A 17460-nucleotide genomic window follows, 5' to 3' on the forward strand; every position below is an offset into this window, starting at 1 on the left:
CTTTGGCGGACAACCTCTGCAGGGTTACCAACGCGCTTTCAGCAAATTTGGCTGTACACCGGCAATAGCGCGGGTATTACCGATATGCTGCGGTGCAATTCCCGCTTCGAATTCTTCCCGGAAATATTTAATGGCGCTTTGCAACGGTTCCACCGCACCCGGCGCATGGGCGCAGAAGGTCTTGCCCGGGCCGAGGAAACGGCAAAGCTGCTCCAGGGTTTCGATATCCCCCGGCTGCCCCCGGCCGTTTTCCAGCGCCTGCAGCAGTTTCACGCTCCAGGGCAGGCCGTCGCGACAGGGCGTGCACCAGCCGCAGGATTCGCGGGCGAAGAACTCTTCCAGGTTGCGCGTCAGGGACACCATATTGATTTCATTGTCCACCGCCATGGCCAGCGCCGTACCCAGGCGGCTGCCCGCTTTACCGATATGCTCGAAGTCCATGGGCAGATCAAGATGATTCCCGGTAAGGAAATCGGTGCCGGCGCCGCCGGGCTGCCAGGCTTTAAGGGTCAGGCCGTCGCGCATGCCGCCGGCATAGTCTTCCAGGATTTCCCGCGCCGTAATGCCGAAGGGCAGTTCCCACACGCCGGGATTTTTAACCCGGCCGGAAAAGCCCATCATCTTGGTGCCTGTATCGCTGCTTTTGCCCGCCGTAATGCCCTTGTACCATTCAACGCCGTCGGCAACGATGGCCGGTACATTGCACAGGGTTTCCACGTTATTGACGCAGGTGGGTTTACCCCAGGCGCCGGACGTGGCCGGGAACGGCGGCTTGGAACGCGGATTGGCGCGACGGCCTTCCAGCGAGCTTATCAATGCGGTTTCTTCTCCGCAGATATAGCGGCCGGCGCCGGTATGCACCATCAGCTCGAAATCAAACCCGCTGCCCAGAATGTTCTTGCCAAGATAGCCGGCCTCGGTGGCCTCGGCGATGGCGCGGCGCAGATTGGCCGCCGCTTCGATATATTCGCCGCGCAGGAAAATATAGCCGCGATAGGATTTCAGGGCGAAGGCGGCAATGAGCATGCCTTCCACCAGCAGATGGGGCAGCTGTTCCATCAGCAGCCGGTCTTTATAGGTACCGGGCTCCATTTCATCCGCATTGCACAGCAGATAGCGGATATTCATGGAAGGGTCTTTGGGCATCAGGCTCCATTTCAGCCCGGTGGAGAAGCCGGCGCCGCCGCGCCCTTTCAGGCCCGAATCCTTTACCAGGGCGACAAGATCGTCCGGCGATATCCCCTTCAGCGCCTTTTCCGCGCCGGCATAGCCGTTCTTGCCGCGGTATTCGTCCAGCCAGACCGGCTGGTGGTCGTCCCGCAGGCGCCAGGTCAGCGGATGCGTTTCAGCAGTTCGTATAATCTGTTTGGTCATCGATACTGCTCCAATAGCGAACCGATACCTTCCGGCGTCAGATGAACGTGCGTATCATCGTCGATCATCATGGTCGGCCCCTTATCGCAATTCCCCAGGCAGCAGGTGGGCAGCAGGGTAAAACGCCCGTCCTCGGTGGTCTGGCCCGGCTTGATATTGAGGGAGTGCTCCAGCGCGGCCTGAATGCCCTGGTAACCGGTGATATGGCATACCACGCTGTCGCAATAGCGGATGATATGCCGTCCCACCGGCTGACGAAAAATCTGGCTGTAAAAGGTGGCGACCCCTTCCACATCGCTGCCGGGGATGCCCAGCACCTCGGCGATGGCGTCAATGGCGCCGTCCGGCACCCAGCCTCGCTGCTTTTGCACAATCTTCAGCGCTTCGATGGAAACGGCGCGGGCATCTTCGTAATGCTGTTTTTCATGCTCGATGGCATCGCGCTCGAGGGCGCTCAGCACAAAAACCTCGGCCGCGGCCGGCTGGCCGGATGCAACGGCCTGTTCATGGGTGGCTTTAGATTCTGGCATAATTAGCGGTCCACATCTGACATAACAAAATCGATACTGCCCAGGTAAACGATGAGATCGGACACCAGGCTGCCGCGAATAACCGAGGGTATTTGCTGTAAATGCGGGAAACTCGGCGTGCGGATACGGGTCCGGTAGCTCATGGTGCTGCCGTCGCTGGTCAGGTAATAGCTGTTGATCCCCTTGGTGGCCTCGATCATCTGGAAGGATTCATTGGCCGGCATCACCGGTCCCCAGGACACCTGGAGGAAATGGGTAATCAACGTTTCGATATGCTGCAACGTGCGTTCTTTGGGCGGCGGCGTAGTCAGGGGATGATCCGCTTTAAACGGCCCCTCCGGCATATTATCCAGGCATTGCTGAAGGATGCGCAGGCTCTGGCGCATCTCCTCCACTTTGAGCATGACGCGGCTGTAGCAATCGCTGATGCCGTCGCCCACCGGCACTTCAAAATCAAAATTTTCATAGCCCGAATAGGGCCGCCATTTACGCACGTCGAAGGAGATACCGGTGGCGCGCAGCGCAGCGCCGGTAACGCCCCAATCCAATGCCTCCTGGGCATTGTAGGCGGCGACGCCCTCGGCCCTGCCGCGCAGCACGCTGTTCTTCAGCGCCGCTTTCACATAGGAGTCCAGGCGTTTGGGCAGCCAGTTGAGGAAATCGCGCAGCAAGCCGTCCCAGCCGCGGGGCAGGTCGTGGGCCACGCCGCCGATGCGGAACCAGGCCGGATGCATGCGGAATCCGGTAATGGCTTCCACCACGTCATAGATTTTCTGGCGATCGGTAAAGGCCAGGAACACCGGCGTCATACCGCCGATATCCTGAATATAGGTACTGATGTACAGCAGATGGCTGTTGATGCGGAACAGCTCGGAGAGCATGACGCGAATGACGTTTACCCGGTCCGGCACCACAATACCGGCCAGTTTTTCCACCGCCAGCACGTAAGGCATTTCATTGACGCATCCCCCCAGGTATTCCACCCGGTCGGTGTAGGGAATGTAGCTGTGCCAAGACTGCCGTTCACCCATTTTTTCCGCGCCGCGGTGGTGATAACCGATGTCGGGAACGCAGTCGACTATCTCTTCGCCGTCCAGCTGCAAAATGATGCGGAACGCCCCGTGGGCGGAGGGATGGTTCGGACCGAGATTCAAAAACATGAAGTCTTCGTTCTCCCGGCTCCGCGTCATTCCCCACTCCTCGGGTTTAAAGGTCAGCCCTTCCATTTCAAGATCCTGCTTCTGCTTGGTGAGCGTGAAGGGATCGAATTCGGTGGCCCGCGCCGGATAATCCTTGCGCAGCGGGTGGCCTTGCCAGCTTTTGGGCATCATGATACGCGTCAAATGGGGATGGCCGTCGAAGGTCATGCCGAACATTTCCCAGGTTTCACGTTCATACCAGTTGGCGTTGGGAAAAATCTTGGTGACGGTGGGCAGGTGCAGATCGCTTTCCGACAGCGCCACCTTAAGCATGACGTCCCGGTTCCGTTCAATGGAAATCAGGTGATAAAACACAGTGAAATCCGCCGCCGGCAGGCCTTCGCGGTGAGAGCGCAAACGCTCGTCCACGCCGTGGAGATCGTACAGCATCACATAAGGCTTCGGCAGTTTTTTCAGGAACAGCAGGACGTCGAGAATCTGCTCGCGTTTGACCCATACCACCGGGATACCGGTACGGGTGGGTTGTACGGTGAAGGCTTCCGGGCCGAAACGGTCACGCAATTCGCCGATAACCGGATCATCAAGGTGATCGCGGGTTTGCCAGGCCGGCTGGGCGAGGTTTTGCGTCATCAACTCTGTCATAGTTTTTTTCACCAAATTAAGGCTATACCGGCGTCATGCCATTGTGCGCGCTGACTGATTATGGCCGACAAATGTCGTGTTGATTCGCGCTTTAAAACTAAATTTCGTCGGGGGAACGCAGGTTGGTCACCGCGATTCTTTCACCCTGCTTACGATCGCGCTCCGCCTGCATATTGGCGCGATAGACCCCCTGGTCACCCACCACCCAGGACAAGGGACGCCGCTCTTTGCCGATGGATTCCTTCAACAGCAGCAACGCCTGGATATAGGCCTCGGGACGCGGCGGACAGCCGGGAATGTACACATCCACCGGCAGGAATTTGTCTACTCCCTGCACCACGGAATAAATGTCATACATGCCGCCGGAGTTGGCGCAGGCACCCATGGAAATCACCCATTTGGGCTCCAGCATTTGATCATAAAGGCGCTGGATAACCGGGGCCATTTTGGTGAAAGGCGTACCGGCAATGACCATGAAGTCCGCCTGGCGAGGAGAGGCGCGGATAACCTCGGAACCGAAGCGCGCCACATCGTGCACCGCGGTGAAGGAGGTGGTCATTTCCACGTAGCAGCAGGAAAGGCCGAAGTTATAGGGCCAAAGAGAATTACCGCGGCCCCAATTCACCACATCGTGCAATACCGTTTCAAGCTTGCCGAGAAAGACGCTGCGATTGACCTGACCCTCCATGGGATCGGCGACAATTTCCTGTTTTTGCAGCGGATAGCGGTCATTCCCGTTATCACCGTCCGGATCAACCCGGGTAAGTGTATAATCCATTTTTTTGCCTCGCTGTTACGGCTGTCGACGTTGGTTTTCGGCGATGGGGCCGGACCGGCGCAGACGCAGGGAACGCTCTGGCGTCCAATCCAGCGCGCCAATCCGCACCAGGTAAACCAACCCCGCCAACAACACTAAAATGAAAACGGCTGCTTCGCAAAAGCCGCCCCAGCCCACTTCACGGATGGAGGTGGACCAGGCGTACAAATACAATGCTTCCACGTCGAAAATGACGAAAAACATGGCAACCAGGTAATATTTGGCCGAAAGCCGCAACCTTGCGGTTCCAACGGGATCGATACCGGATTCAAACGGGACGTTTTTCGAGCGGGCATGGGCTTTTCCGCCCAGTAGGTAACCGCCGGACAACATAAAACAGCAGAGACCGGCGGCGCCAACGAAAAATACGGCAAGCGCCCAGTAATGGGCGGTGACTTCAGTGGTTATTGACATTCTCTTTGCTTACTCATCAAAAGTGGCGTTTTGCAGCCTGCTCTTTAACGGCAGTTCGACTCACCACATCGATTTATGGGAAGGATTTAAAAAACCGCATAGTGCTGCAGCCACCGGCAAACACAGTCATTATGTGGGGTTTTACTCCTTTGCATAACCTTTGTCAACTTGGACAAAGGAAACTTCATAGTAATTTACACCTGCAATATCTTATTAACATTTGATGCGTATGCTCGCCGCTTAATCGAGTCAGTAAACGACACGAAAAGGGAATCCCTTGTTCGGCGATTGCGTAACCTGAAAGACACTATACCATTTTCACGAGAAATCATGTTATTCCGCGTTTTGGTAAGGGCAAAATATGATCCAGGACACAATTTTGCAACTTCCAGGAGTGAAAGTTGCACCATATGTGCGCCTTGCAACGATTTTTTTTTCAGAAACAACGTTTTGATTTTTATTTGCATGAATAAAGGGATGCTTAACATTGCCGACGCAACAAAATCCGGTGCCGGAATGCCGCAAGGATAAATTAGGTAGAGAAAAGTGGAGGTAATAAGCTTTATAATCAAATAAAAATATATAATTGATATTTTAATAAATTTTAGTAGATTAAGCCCCATTAATCAGGGGCTTAATTAGACTACTCAACACAGCTACTCATCACTGACGGTAAAGCTTTCTCCCTTCCCTTCCCCGTTCACTGCCCGTGGCAGAACAGGACTATAAGAACCGTTGCCGGCATTGATCGCGCTGAAAATCGCCATAGCCAGCTCATTTTCGCATTGAGGATTTTTACAGAGCACATACTGAGTGTCGGGCAAAGACGGCAATCCGTCGCTTTGCCCCAGTACCCGTAAATCCGCGCTCATCATCTCCACCGGCCGCGCGGTGACGCCGAGACCCGCTTTAACCGCCGCGCGGATAGCCGCCAGGGTAGACGCACTGTATGCGATACGCCATGGGATACCCGCATCTTGTAGAAACTCTATAGCCTGGGTCCGAAACGGGCTTGGCTCATCGGAAACCACCAGCGGGATCACATCACCGGGACTGAAACGGTAATCGGCGGCGCAATACCACAGGGTGGGAGAAGTACGCAGAGTGACATGGGAATGTTTTCCTTCACCCAGCGTAGTGATAGCCAAATCCACTTCTCCGCTGTTAAGCATTTCCTGCATCTGCGGGCCGCGTTTGACACAGACATCGATTGACAGCTTAGGGTATATCCTGGTGACCCTGCTGAGCAGGAAAGGCAGTATGGAGTCAGCCGTATCGTCCGATGCGCCGATTGTCAGCGAACCTTGGATATTACTGTACATAAGCGACGTACAGGCCTCGTCGTTGTAAAGTAAAATCTTCCTGGCATAACCAAGCAATTGAATCCCGTGTTCGGTCAAAAGCTTGTTCCGACCATGACGGGCAAACAATTCTTTTCCGACAAGCTGTTCTAATCGTTGCATCTGCTGGCTGACGGCCGATTGTGTTCGGCATACTGAAGCTGCTGCGGCCGCAAAGGTGTTGAGATCAGCGACGGCAACAAACGTTCTCAATAAATCAAGATCTAGATTGAGCACTGGACGATTTGCATTGGTCATAATATTGTCTTCACTTATGAATTCTAATTACACACTACTACCCTGGCGTTCAAAAATCGCATTTCCAAGCTATTACTGTTATGCACGTATCCCCACAGCCTTAACAGCAAAATCCGGGGTCGTTTCGATAACCGATACGCACTTTAATCTTGCGGAGACTTTGCGATTTACATGCAAAGTTCACACATATATAAATGGTAGCCAGCATCGTTGAAACATAGCGCCCATAGTGGATAAAAGGCTAAATTTCGCAAGGATATCATCTACATAAAGCTAAATGTAAAACAAAGAAAGGCTTAACGTTAAACTAAAACTTAAATGTAATTAATTAAATGGCATGCTAACTTCAATTTCAAATGTTGAATATTAGTGGCTAGGTCCAATTTTTTATCCCAACCCGCTTTATTTACATAAATTTTTCTTAACTATTGTTTCTTCGGTAAAATATATCTCATGGCAAAATTTTCTTACTGGTAAATGTATACCATAAATAGCTACCTTAAACGAAACAACAATAATTTGTAAGCATCAAAAGTTGACCTTTATTTTTCAATGGGAAAGTGCTCACATGCCGATGAAGTAGAGATACTTTACTTGGGTGAAAATGTGATAAGTATCATGATACCTGGCTTCATCTCGACCCTTTGCGCTAAAAGGAATGCGAAAGGGATATTTACGCAATTTTTCTTAACATCTTAACCGCTGGTAACTAGACCGGTCGCCAACCGACCTCTTTTATCAGAGTAGACCCTATTCGCCATCATTAGTATATAAAATACTCAAACCGTGAAACCAAACGGAATGTAAAGATTATCACATCAGAATAATATATCTAATGATTAATATTTTATGGCTTTTTAACTGAAAAAACGGTTAATGTAAAATTCTCTGTTGACATCCTGTTTTCAGCCTGAACATTACCGCTATTGACGCCCTGAAACCTTCAAAAGGACAAACCAGTGGAGTACATTATGCAGAATGCGCGATTTCCCGGTTAAAATACGTTTTCCCTGCATAAGGCATAATATCGTGAGCACTAGCGTTGAAAAATCCAGTAAATTGGAAAATGTTTGTTATGACATTCGGGGCCCGGTGCTCAAAGAAGCCAAGCGTCTCGAAGAAGAAGGTAATAAAGTCCTTAAGCTAAATATCGGTAATCCCGCTCCGTTCGGTTGTGAAGCGCCGGACGAGATGTTAGTGGATGTGATTCGCCATTTGCCCACCTCGCAGGGCTATTGTGATTCAAAAGGCCTCTATTCGGCCCGTAAAGCCATCATGCAGCATTACCAGGCACGCAATATGCTGGATATCACCGTTGAAGACGTGTATATCGGCAACGGCGTATCCGAGCTCATCCTGCAATCAATGCAGGCGTTGCTTAATACCGGTGACGAAATGCTGATACCCGCCCCTGATTATCCGTTATGGACCGCGTCAGTAGTGCTGTCCGGCGGCAACGCCGTACATTATCTCTGTGACGAAGGCGCCGGTTGGTTTCCGGATCTGGACGATATCCGCAAAAAAATTACGCCGCGCACCCGGGGACTGGTGATCATCAATCCCAATAACCCCACGGGGGCGGTCTACAGTAAAGAAATGTTATTGGAATTGGTAGAGATAGCCCGTCAGCATAACCTGATTATCTTCTCGGATGAAATCTATGACAAAATACTTTATGACGAGGCGCAGCATCATTCAATAGCCGCCCTGGCGCCCGATCTGCTTACCTTGACCTTTAACGGCCTGTCAAAGACCTATCGTGTCGCCGGCTTTCGCCAGGGCTGGATGGTACTGAACGGACCGAAAAAACAGGCCAAAGGCTATATTGAAGGACTCGAAATGCTGGCGTCCATGCGGTTATGCGCCAATGTGCCGATGCAGCATGCCATCCAGACCGCGCTGGGGGGCTACCAGAGCATCAGCGAATTCATTATGCCTGGGGGACGGTTATACGAACAGCGCAACCGGGCCTGGGAACTGATTAACGATATTCCCGGCGTATCCTGCGTCAAACCCAGCGGTGCGCTTTATATGTTCCCTCGCATCGATGCCCGTCGTTTCAATATTCTTGACGATCAGAAATTGGTACTGGATTTGCTGCTGGAAGAGAAAGTGCTGCTGGTCCAGGGCACGGCGTTTAACTGGCCGTGGCCCGATCATCTGCGCATCGTCACGCTGCCAAGGGTGGATGTGCTGGAAAGCGCCCTCGGCAAATTCAGCCGTTTTTTGCAGAAATACCATCAGCAATAAGAGCGAGTTATGAACCAAAGCCATTTTTTTGCCCATCTGTCCCGGTTGAAGCTGATTAATCGCTGGCCGTTAATGCGTAACATCCGCACCGAAAATGTATCTGAACACAGCCTGCAGGTGGCGTTTGTGGCCCATGCCCTGGCGGTGATCAAAAACCGCAGGTTCGGCGGCCGGCTGAATGCCGAACGCATCGCTTTGCTGGCGATGTATCACGATACCAGCGAAGTACTCACCGGCGACATGCCGACGCCGATTAAATATTTCAATGCGCAGATTGCCCATGAATACAAAAACATCGAGAAAATCGCCCAGGGAAAGCTTATCGAGATGCTGCCGGAAGAGCTGAGGGAGGATTTCCGGCCGCTGATTGACGAGCAATACTATGCCCCGGAAGAGAAAGCAGTGGTGAAACAGGCGGACACCCTTTGCGCCTATTTAAAGTGCCTGGAGGAGATTTCCGCCGGCAACAATGAATTTACCCCGGCCATGGCGCGGCTGGAGAAAACCCTCGAAGAGCGTAACAGCCCGGAAATGGACTATTTTATGACGGTGTTTATTCCCAGCTTCAGCCTCTCCCTGGACGAAATCAGCAACCACGATTCGCCGCTGTAACGGCTATGCCGGCCCGGCCGGCATAAATCTATCGGGAATGCATTGCGTGGCAATGGTGGCCGGAATGAAAGCGTCTTGAGCAAGCCTTAATCAGAAGGGAAAGAGCACCGGCACCAGCAGCACGCTCGCCGCCATCACCAACAGGGTGAAAGGGACGCCGAGGCGGAGAAAGTCGCCGAATTTATAGCCTCCCGGCGCCAGCACCAGGGTGTTTACCGGCGATGAAACCGGCGTCATGAAAGCCGAGGAGGCGGCGATAGCCACAATCATGGCGAAGGGATACGGGGACACCGACATTTCATGGGCGGCGGCCACCGCGATGGGCGCCATTAGTACCGCCGTGGCGGTATTGGAAATGAACAGTCCGATGACCGCACAAAGGACAAACAGGCTCAAGAGCATCATATGCGCTCCCGCCCCGCCCGATATGTCCATCAACAAACGCACCACCAGCTCGACGCCGCCGGTCTTTTGCAGGGCCAGGGCGAACGGCATCATGCCGACGATAAGAATCAGGCTCGGCCAATGGATGGCGCGGTAAGCGCTTTCCATATCGATACAGCGGAACTTTCCCATCAGTACACAGGCGATAAGGGCGGCGATGGGATTGGGGATCTGATCGGTGAGCATCATCGCCACCATCAGCGCCAGGCAAAATAACGCATGGGGCGCCTGGCTCACCGCAGGTGCCACGTCGTCTACTTCTGCCGGCAAATTGAGCACGATAAAATTGTATTTTTGCATCTGCAGCTGGCGGATAAGCTTCCAATCGCCGATCACCAGCAAGATATCCCCTAGCGTCAGCTCTTCGTCGATGAGTTTACCGGTCATCGCCTCGCCGCCACGGCGGATACCCACCACGTTGAGCCCGTATCGGCTGCGAAAGCCCACCTGACGCAGGCTTTTGCCCAGCAATGCGGAGTCAGGAATCAGGCTGACCTCCGCCATGCCGACGTCCCGCGCCTGTTCGGAAAAATATTCGCCCCGCAGGATCATCGGCTCCAGCAGCTGTTCGCTGCAAAATTGCCGTAGTCCCGCCTCGTTGGCTGAAATATCCACTAACAATACATCGCGCTGCTGCAGCTCGGTATTACCCCCGGCGCTGATCATCACCCGGCGGAATTTGCGCCAGCGCTCTATACCCACCACGTTGGCACCGTAGCGATCGCGCAGCCGGAGATCGTCCAGTCGCTGCCCGATCAATGGCGAACCGGGCCGCAGCGCCAGGCGCCGCGCGCGTCCGCTCAGTTTGTAATCATGGATGAGATCGCGGAATGTCCGGCGTTTCCACCGCTCACGCTCCGGGTCGCTGTTGTTGCCGTTTAGCCAAAAACGCGCTACCAGCATGTAGCCGATACCCATGATCAACACCATGATACCGATGGGAGTAACGGCGAAGAAACCAAATCCCCGCGCGCCGTCCCTTACCAGTTCGCTATTGATTACCATATTGGGCGGCGTCGCCACCAGGCTCATCATGCCGCTGATAAGGGCGGCAAAACTCAAGGGCATCATTAGCCGGGCGGGGGACGTTTTCATGCGCGCCGCGACGCTCAGCACCACCGGGATGAAAATAGCCACCACGCCGGTGGAACTCATGAACGCCCCGAGGGCGGCCACGGTGATCATCAGGAAAATCAGCATGCGGGTTTCGCTTTTGCCCGCCGCCCGCATCAGCCACTCCCCCATTTGATAGGCTATGCCTGTGCGCACCAGTCCTTCGCCGATGACGAACAGGGCGGCGATAAGCAGCACGTTGGGATCGCTGAAACCAGCGGTGGCTTCCGCCAGCGTCAGCGTGCCGCTGAGCACAAAGGCGATAATCACCAGCAGCGCCACTACATCCATGCGCACTTTGCCGGTGGTAAACAACAGGATGGCGATCAACAGCAGGACGAGCACCCAGATGAGTTCATTAGTCACGACATTGTCCCTGATGATGTCGGTATCTCACGTGTTTCAGTCAGCGCGCTCTCCCTTTAACAGGCTCGTTGCACGTTCGGTGATAGCGGGCCTAGCGCGCCGTGGAGCCCTCGGTTGGCTCGACCCCATGCCGCGGACGGGGATTTCGTCAGGCAATGAGGCTGACCCTGGCGCCGTCGGCTTCACGCTCGATTCGCAGCTGCTCCAGGGAAGTGAGCAGCATGCCCACGGCATCCTTTTGCGGCGTTTGGGCCGGCGGGTTAACCGCAATCACTGGACAACCGGCGGCCAGTGCGGCCTGGATGCCGGCGATGGCGTCTTCCACCACGATGCATTCACGGGGCGCGAACCCCAGCTTTTCCGCCCCCAGCAGATAGGCGTCCGGCTGAGGCTTGCCCCGCGCCACCTGCTCGGCGGTAATCAATACCGCCGGAGCCGGCAGATTGCCGGCCCGGATGCGGGCGGAGGCCACCGGCATCGTTCCCGATGTCACGATGGCCCAAGGAATATCCAATTCATTCAGGCGGTTGAGCAGCGCCACCGCGCCAGGCAACGCCGTCACGCCGTCGATACACTCCGCTTCAAATTTTTCCAGGGCGAGGAATTCAGCCCGCAGCGTCTCCTCACTGGCACCCGGCATAAAATGACGCAATGAGGTAATCGCCTGTTTCCCATGGATAAAGTCAAATACGTCCTTAACGGAAACGCCTTTGCTTTTGGCCCAGTTACTCCAGGCTAACTCCACCACCGGTAATGAATCAATCAAGGTTCCATCAAGGTCAAACAAAAACCTCTACAAAGCACTGGCATATCTCCGGATTAAGCCGTCAGGCATTGATGATTTGCGTAATTTCAACCGCGCTCAAATGGTATTGACGCGGGCAGGATTGCCAAACGGCGAGCATGCGCAGGTATTTATCCCACATTTTGGTCTGGGCATTAAATCCGTGCGTGCCGGAATCGAAGTGGGTGTAGCGCCCTTCGGTAAAGACCATAAAACGAACATAGGCCAGGTAACGGGATTCCGTGGCGGCATCGAAACCCAGGAATGATAAACGCCGTTCATCAATATCCTGGCGATCTTTCAGATTGCCCCAGGACACCTGCAGGGCGTGATGCATTTCCATAATATCGATAATCGTGCGGCAGACATCTTCGCTTAATTGACCGAAATCCCGGTCCAGTTCGGCCATCTGCAAGCCGTATCCGCGCTCCACAATGGTCTGCTGGCGGCGGTAACGCTCGGCATTATCCGGATCCAGCATGATCATGATTTTATACTGGTTCGACAGAATAAGCCGCTGGGCGTTTGTCATCTCCATCATCCACTCCTGATTTTGTACCTTGAATCGCCTAAACTATCCCGTCGTTAGCATGTCATAATGCTGGCGGCGACGGTATCGGAAGCCGGCGCTTTTTTTGATTTAAGACAGCCGATGATGAAATATCGGCCCGCTGTAACAAGAAGCGGGCACGAGGTTATAAATCGTCTAAAAAAGCTTTGTCGAGCAGCTTGAAGGCGCGTTTGAGAACATCCGCCAGCATCTGATAGGTGGGCGCGCCTTCCACCGGCGCCATGGCCTGCCCTGCTTCGGTAAGCTGGTGGCGCACTTCGTGGAACCAGTGCAGCAGGGTCGGCGGCAGCGGCGTGACCGAGCGCTTGCCCAGCCACCAGAGCCCTTGCATCGGAAGGCTGCAGGCGAAAACGGCCGTCGCCACCGCTGGACCGAGCTGTCCGCCGAGGGCGATTTGCCAGCTTAGCGTGAAGACGGCCACCGCCGGCATAAAACGCACGGCGAAACGGGTGGCGGTGATCATCCGATTTTCCGGAAAAAGCGGCGCCAGGCGTTTGTCGGTCGGCCAGGTTTTCATATAGTCTTGTCCGCGCTGGAAGATTTTATACCAGCTTACCGAACCGGAGGGGATTGTCGCCATAGCGGACCTCAACTTTACGAATAAAAATTAAATTTTTTGTGCAAAAACACAAGATAATTTTAGAACATTTAAATATATTTTGTCTTTGCTGCCGGCAGTCGTTATCCTTGTTGCCGTCTCGCGGCGGGATAAACCGGCCCCGGACTGCAGGCTTTCAGTATCCTCCGCCGGCGGCGGCGAGGGAATAGGTAAAATTACGTTTCAAAAAAAATTGATTAACTTCAACTATTTTCGATTTCATGTCAAAAAAATGACCTTTGGCATGATGTTAATCATAAATCTCAATGGGCTAATGCGCTACGCTTTAAGACTGATTGATGATTTATTAACCATGCACAACACATAGGTACTTCCATGTCGAGTAAGCTAGTACTGGTTCTTAACTGTGGCAGTTCATCCCTTAAATTTGCCATTATCGATGCTGCAAGCGGTGAAGAATTCCTTTCCGGCCTCGCTGAGTGCTTCAACCTGCCGGAAGCGCGCATCAAGTGGAAGATGGACGGCGCCAAACACGAAGCTGAATTGGGCGACCGTGCCGCACACAGCGAAGCATTACGCTTTATAGTTAATACAATTCTGGCGCAAAAACCAGAATTATCGGCACAAATCACCGCCATCGGCCATCGCGTCGTCAATGTCGGCGAAAAATATACCAGTTCCGCCGTCATCACGGACGCGGTGTTGCAGGCAATCAAGGATTCCATCCCGTTTGCGCCGCTGCATAACCCCGCCCATATCATCGGCATTAACGAAGCACAGAAGAACTTTCCGAAACTGGCGAAGAAAAACGTGGCGGTTTTTGATACCGCGTTCCATCAAACCATGCCGGAAGAAGCCTATCTTTATGCCCTGCCGTATTCCATCTATAAGGAACACGGCATTCGCCGCTACGGCGCCCACGGTACCAGCCACTTTTATGTGACCCGTGAAGCGGCCAAATTCCTGGGCAAGCCAATGTCGACGGTTAACCTTATCACCTGCCACCTGGGCAACGGCGGTTCGATCACCGCGGTGCGCAATGGCGAAAGCGTGGATGCCTCCATGGGACTGACTCCGCTGGAAGGCCTGGTGATGGGCACCCGCAGCGGCGATATCGATCCCGCCATTATGTTCTATCTGCATAATGCCATGGGGATGTCGGTTGATCAAATCGACCATATGCTTACCAAGGAATCCGGCCTGCTGGGCCTGACCGGCGAAACCAGCGATATGCGCTGGGTCATCGATAATTACGCCGCTAAACCGGAAGCCAAGCGTGCCATGGACGTGTTCTGCCATCGGCTGGCAAAATACATCGGCTCTTATACCGCGCTGATGGACGGCCGTCTCGATGCGATTATCTTCACCGGCGGCATCGGTGAAAACGCGGCGATGGTCCGCGAGCTGACCCTTAAGAAACTGTCGCTGCTGGGCTTTGAAATCGACCAAAAACGCAACGAGGCCGCCCGTTTCGGCAACAGCGGCATTATCACCACCGATACCAGCCGTCCGGCCATCGTGATCCCGACCAATGAAGAGTTGGTCATCGCCCAGGATGCCGCCCGTCTGACCGCGTAATGATTTCACCGTTCCGCCGCAGGCCTTCCCCGGCGGAACACTTGTTTGACCAACGAGCAACCGTATAAAAGAGGTTTAGCCGTGTCCCGTACAATCATGTTGATTCCCACCGGCACCAGTGTCGGACTGACAAGCATCAGCCTGGGTGTCATTCGCGCCATGGAACAAAAAGGCGTGCGACTCAGTGTCTTCAAACCGATCTCACAGCCCCGGTCCGGTGACGATGCACTTGATGCCACGACCAATATCATCCGCGCCAATTCCACCATTCCCTCCGCAGAACCGCTGCGGATGAGCCATGTGGAATCGCTGCTGGGCTCCAATCAGCAGGATGTGCTGATGGAAGAGATCATTGCCCGCTATCATGACAATACCAAAGATGCGGAAGTGGTGCTGGTGGAAGGGCTGGTCCCGACCCGCAAGCATCAGTTCGCCAACGCGCTGAACTATGAAATCGCCAAAACCCTGAATGCGGAAATCGTTTTTGTGCTGTCATTGGGCAATGATTCTCCCGATCAGCTGAAAGAACGGATTGAACTGGCCCGTTCCAGCTTCGGCGGCAGCAAGAATAAAAACATCATCGGCGTTATCGTCAACAAGCTGAACGCGCCGGTGGACGAACAGGGCCGGACCCGTCCTGATTTGTCCGAAATATTCGACGACTCCAGCAAGGCCAGCGTCACCAATATCGATGTCAAGCAGCTGTTCGACAACAGTCCTTTACCGATACTGGGCGTCGTACCCTGGAGTTTTGAACTGATCGCCGTGCGCGCCATCGATATGGCCAAGCATCTGGGCGCCACCATTATCCATGAAGGCGACATCCAGACCCGCCGCGTCAAATCAGTAACGTTCTGCGCCCGCAGCCTGCCGAATATGCTGGAACATTTCCGTCCGGGTTCGCTGCTGGTGACCTCCGCCGACCGTCCCGATGTCCTGGTGGCGGCCTGTCTGGCGGCCATGAACGGTGTGGAACTGGGCGCCATCCTGCTGACCGGGGGCTATACAATCGATCCCACCATCAACAGCCTGTGCGAACGCGCATTCCAGACCGGCTTGCCGATGTTCAAGGTCAATACCAATACTTGGCAGACGTCCCTTAATCTGCAAAGCTTTAGCCTGGAAGTCCCCGCTGACGACCATAGCCGTGTGGAAAAAGTGGCTAACTACGTGGCCGGCCATATCGACAATACGTGGATAGAATCCCTGACCGCCAGCTCCGAACGCTCACGCCGCCTGTCACCGCCTGCTTTCCGCTATCAGCTTACCGAACTGGCCCGCGCGGCCGGCAAACGTATCGTGATGCCGGAAGGGGACGAACCCCGCACCATTAAAGCCGCAGCCATTTGTGCCGAACGCGGTATTGCTCACTGCGTGTTGCTGGGCAACCCGGATGAAATCCATCGCGTGGCCGCCGTGCAGGGCGTGGAACTGGGCAAGGGCATCGAAATCATCGATCCGGAAGTCGCCCGTGAGCGTTATGTGCCGCGTCTGGTTGAGCTGCGCAAGAGCAAAGGCATGACTGAAGTGGTAGCGCGCGAACAGTTGGAAGACAACGTTGTGCTGGGCACCCTGATGTTGGAACAGGGGGAAGTGGACGGGCTGGTTTCCGGCGCGGTCCATACCACCGCCAACACCATTCGTCCGCCGCTGCAGTTGATCAAGACCGCCCCGGGCAGTTCGCTGGTATCCTCGGTGTTCTTTATGCTGCTGCCGGAACAGGTTCTGGTTTACGGCGACTGCGCCATCAACCCGGATCCCACCGCGGAACAGCTGGCTGAAATCGCCATTCAGTCCGCCGACTCCGCCGCCGCTTTCGGTATCGAACCCCGCGTGGCGATGATTTCCTACTCCACCGGCACCTCCGGCGCCGGCAGCGATGTGGAAAAAGTGCGCGAAGCCACCCGTCTGGCCAAGGAAAAACGTCCTGATCTGGTGATCGACGGTCCGCTGCAGTACGATGCGGCCATTATGGCCGATGTGGCGCTGTCCAAGGCGCCGAATTCGCCGGTAGCCGGTAAAGCCACCGTGTTCATCTTCCCGGATTTGAACACCGGCAACACTACCTACAAAGCGGTTCAGCGTTCCGCTGACCTTATCTCCATCGGGCCGATGCTGCAAGGCATGCGCAAGCCGGTGAACGATCTGTCCCGCGGCGCCCTGGTGGACGATATCGTTTATACCGTCGCCCTGACCGCCATTCAGTCAAAACAGGCTGAAAGCAAGTAAACGCAGTTGCCATGACATGACGCCGGCGCAAGCCGGCTTTTTTTTTGCCGGGCGTTCCCTCAACAGGTTCGCTGCACGATCGGCGATCGCGGGCCTACCGCGCTGTGGGGCGCTCCGGCGGGCGGTAAAACCACGCCCGCTTCGACCCCATCAGCACGCTCTCCCTTTTACACGTTCGCTGCACGATCGGCGATCGCGGGCCTACCGCGCTGTGGGGCGCTCCGGCGGGCGGTAAAACCACGCCCGCTTCGACCCCATCAGCACGCTCTCCCTTTTACACGTTCGTTGCACGATCGGCGATCGCGGGCCTACCACGCTGTGGGGCGCTCCGGCAGGCGGTAAAACCACGCCCGCTTCGACCCCATCAGCACGCTCTCCCTTTAACACGTTCGCTGCACGATCGGCGATCGCGGGCCTTG

General features: G+C 54.7%; 14 protein-coding genes. 4 read left to right on the forward strand and 10 right to left on the reverse strand.

The annotated features are described in order from the left end of the window. Positions 1–24 precede the first annotated feature (24 nt). The 6 genes from nuoF to lrhA form a co-directional block, all read right to left on the reverse strand. Complete coding sequence (gene nuoF / locus GTU79_RS19115) at positions 25–1374, reverse strand: NADH-quinone oxidoreductase subunit NuoF (RefSeq protein ID WP_203523489.1); 1350 nt, start codon at positions 1372–1374, stop codon at positions 25–27. Then, complete coding sequence (nuoE, locus tag GTU79_RS19120) at positions 1371–1904, reverse strand: NADH-quinone oxidoreductase subunit NuoE (RefSeq protein ID WP_243701539.1); 534 nt, start codon at positions 1902–1904, stop codon at positions 1371–1373. The genes nuoF and nuoE overlap by 4 nt, the downstream gene beginning before the upstream one ends. Positions 1905–1906: 2 nt before the next feature. Further along, positions 1907–3706, reverse strand: coding sequence for an NADH-quinone oxidoreductase subunit C/D (gene nuoC, locus GTU79_RS19125; RefSeq protein WP_132927228.1), 1800 nt, complete (start codon positions 3704–3706; stop codon positions 1907–1909). 97 nt (positions 3707–3803) lie between these two features. Next, positions 3804–4484: a NuoB/complex I 20 kDa subunit family protein gene (locus GTU79_RS19130; protein WP_132927226.1), complete on the reverse strand. Its 681-nt coding sequence runs from the start codon at positions 4482–4484 to the stop codon at positions 3804–3806. Between the two features lie 15 nt (positions 4485–4499). Beyond that, positions 4500–4937 (reverse strand): NADH-quinone oxidoreductase subunit A, encoded by a 438-nt coding sequence (locus GTU79_RS19135; protein WP_132927224.1) that lies wholly within the window; start codon positions 4935–4937, stop codon positions 4500–4502. A 656-nt stretch (positions 4938–5593) separates the two neighbouring features. Continuing rightward, positions 5594–6535, reverse strand: coding sequence for a transcriptional regulator LrhA (gene lrhA, locus GTU79_RS19140; protein ID WP_132927222.1), 942 nt, complete (start codon positions 6533–6535; stop codon positions 5594–5596). A 1029-nt stretch (positions 6536–7564) separates the two neighbouring features. Between lrhA and GTU79_RS19145 the strand changes: the two genes are divergently transcribed. Together GTU79_RS19145 and yfbR are read left to right on the forward strand one after the other, a co-directional pair. Beyond that, positions 7565–8785: a pyridoxal phosphate-dependent aminotransferase gene (locus tag GTU79_RS19145; protein ID WP_214513273.1), complete on the forward strand. Its 1221-nt coding sequence runs from the start codon at positions 7565–7567 to the stop codon at positions 8783–8785. 9 nt (positions 8786–8794) lie between these two features. Continuing rightward, positions 8795–9397, forward strand: coding sequence for a 5'-deoxynucleotidase (gene yfbR / locus GTU79_RS19150; RefSeq protein ID WP_132927218.1), 603 nt, complete (start codon positions 8795–8797; stop codon positions 9395–9397). A 90-nt stretch (positions 9398–9487) separates the two neighbouring features. On the opposite strand, the gene GTU79_RS19155 is transcribed toward yfbR, so the two are convergent. The 4 genes from GTU79_RS19155 to yfbV all read right to left on the reverse strand — a co-directional run bounded on the left by GTU79_RS19155 (position 9488) and on the right by yfbV (position 13255). Beyond that, the gene (locus tag GTU79_RS19155; RefSeq protein ID WP_203523491.1) at positions 9488–11320 is read right to left on the reverse strand and encodes an SLC13 family permease; all 1833 of its coding nucleotides are present in this window, start codon (positions 11318–11320) and stop codon (positions 9488–9490) included. Positions 11321–11468: 148 nt separating this feature from the next. Continuing rightward, positions 11469–12086, reverse strand: coding sequence for a sugar phosphatase (locus GTU79_RS19160; RefSeq protein WP_253073373.1), 618 nt, complete (start codon positions 12084–12086; stop codon positions 11469–11471). A gap of 61 nt (positions 12087–12147) precedes the next feature. Then, positions 12148–12642 (reverse strand): YfbU family protein, encoded by a 495-nt coding sequence (locus GTU79_RS19165; protein ID WP_132928069.1) that lies wholly within the window; start codon positions 12640–12642, stop codon positions 12148–12150. A gap of 157 nt (positions 12643–12799) precedes the next feature. Beyond that, on the reverse strand, positions 12800–13255 hold the full coding sequence (gene yfbV, locus GTU79_RS19170; RefSeq protein WP_132927212.1) for a terminus macrodomain insulation protein YfbV: 456 nt from the start codon (positions 13253–13255) through the stop codon (positions 12800–12802). Positions 13256–13609: 354 nt separating this feature from the next. Between yfbV and GTU79_RS19175 the strand changes: the two genes are divergently transcribed. Together GTU79_RS19175 and pta are read left to right on the forward strand one after the other, a co-directional pair. Beyond that, positions 13610–14812, forward strand: a complete 1203-nt coding sequence (locus tag GTU79_RS19175) for an acetate kinase (protein ID WP_214513275.1) — start codon at positions 13610–13612, stop codon at positions 14810–14812. 81 nt (positions 14813–14893) lie between these two features. Beyond that, the gene (pta, locus tag GTU79_RS19180; protein WP_203523494.1) at positions 14894–17041 is read left to right on the forward strand and encodes a phosphate acetyltransferase; all 2148 of its coding nucleotides are present in this window, start codon (positions 14894–14896) and stop codon (positions 17039–17041) included. Positions 17042–17460 lie beyond the last annotated feature (419 nt).

It is taken from the genome of Sodalis ligni (assembly GCF_016865525.2).
GTDB classification, from domain to species: Bacteria; Pseudomonadota; Gammaproteobacteria; order Enterobacterales; family Enterobacteriaceae; genus Acerihabitans; species Acerihabitans ligni.

What these genes read in the sequence shown, in the direction of transcription:
- nuoF (WP_203523489.1), bottom strand. Translation starts at nt 1,374, where the DNA reads ATGACCAAACAGATTATACGAACTGCTGAAACGCATCCGCTGACCTGG.
- nuoE (WP_243701539.1), bottom strand. Translation starts at nt 1,904, where the DNA reads ATGCCAGAATCTAAAGCCACCCATGAACAGGCCGTTGCATCCGGCCAG.
- nuoC (WP_132927228.1), bottom strand. Translation starts at nt 3,706, where the DNA reads ATGACAGAGTTGATGACGCAAAACCTCGCCCAGCCGGCCTGGCAAACC.
- GTU79_RS19130 (WP_132927226.1), bottom strand. Translation starts at nt 4,484, where the DNA reads ATGGATTATACACTTACCCGGGTTGATCCGGACGGTGATAACGGGAAT.
- GTU79_RS19135 (WP_132927224.1), bottom strand. Translation starts at nt 4,937, where the DNA reads ATGTCAATAACCACTGAAGTCACCGCCCATTACTGGGCGCTTGCCGTA.
- lrhA (WP_132927222.1), bottom strand. Translation starts at nt 6,535, where the DNA reads ATGACCAATGCAAATCGTCCAGTGCTCAATCTAGATCTTGATTTATTG.
- yfbR (WP_132927218.1), top strand. Translation starts at nt 8,795, where the DNA reads ATGAACCAAAGCCATTTTTTTGCCCATCTGTCCCGGTTGAAGCTGATT.
- GTU79_RS19165 (WP_132928069.1), bottom strand. Translation starts at nt 12,642, where the DNA reads ATGGAGATGACAAACGCCCAGCGGCTTATTCTGTCGAACCAGTATAAA.
- yfbV (WP_132927212.1), bottom strand. Translation starts at nt 13,255, where the DNA reads ATGGCGACAATCCCCTCCGGTTCGGTAAGCTGGTATAAAATCTTCCAG.
- GTU79_RS19175 (WP_214513275.1), top strand. Translation starts at nt 13,610, where the DNA reads ATGTCGAGTAAGCTAGTACTGGTTCTTAACTGTGGCAGTTCATCCCTT.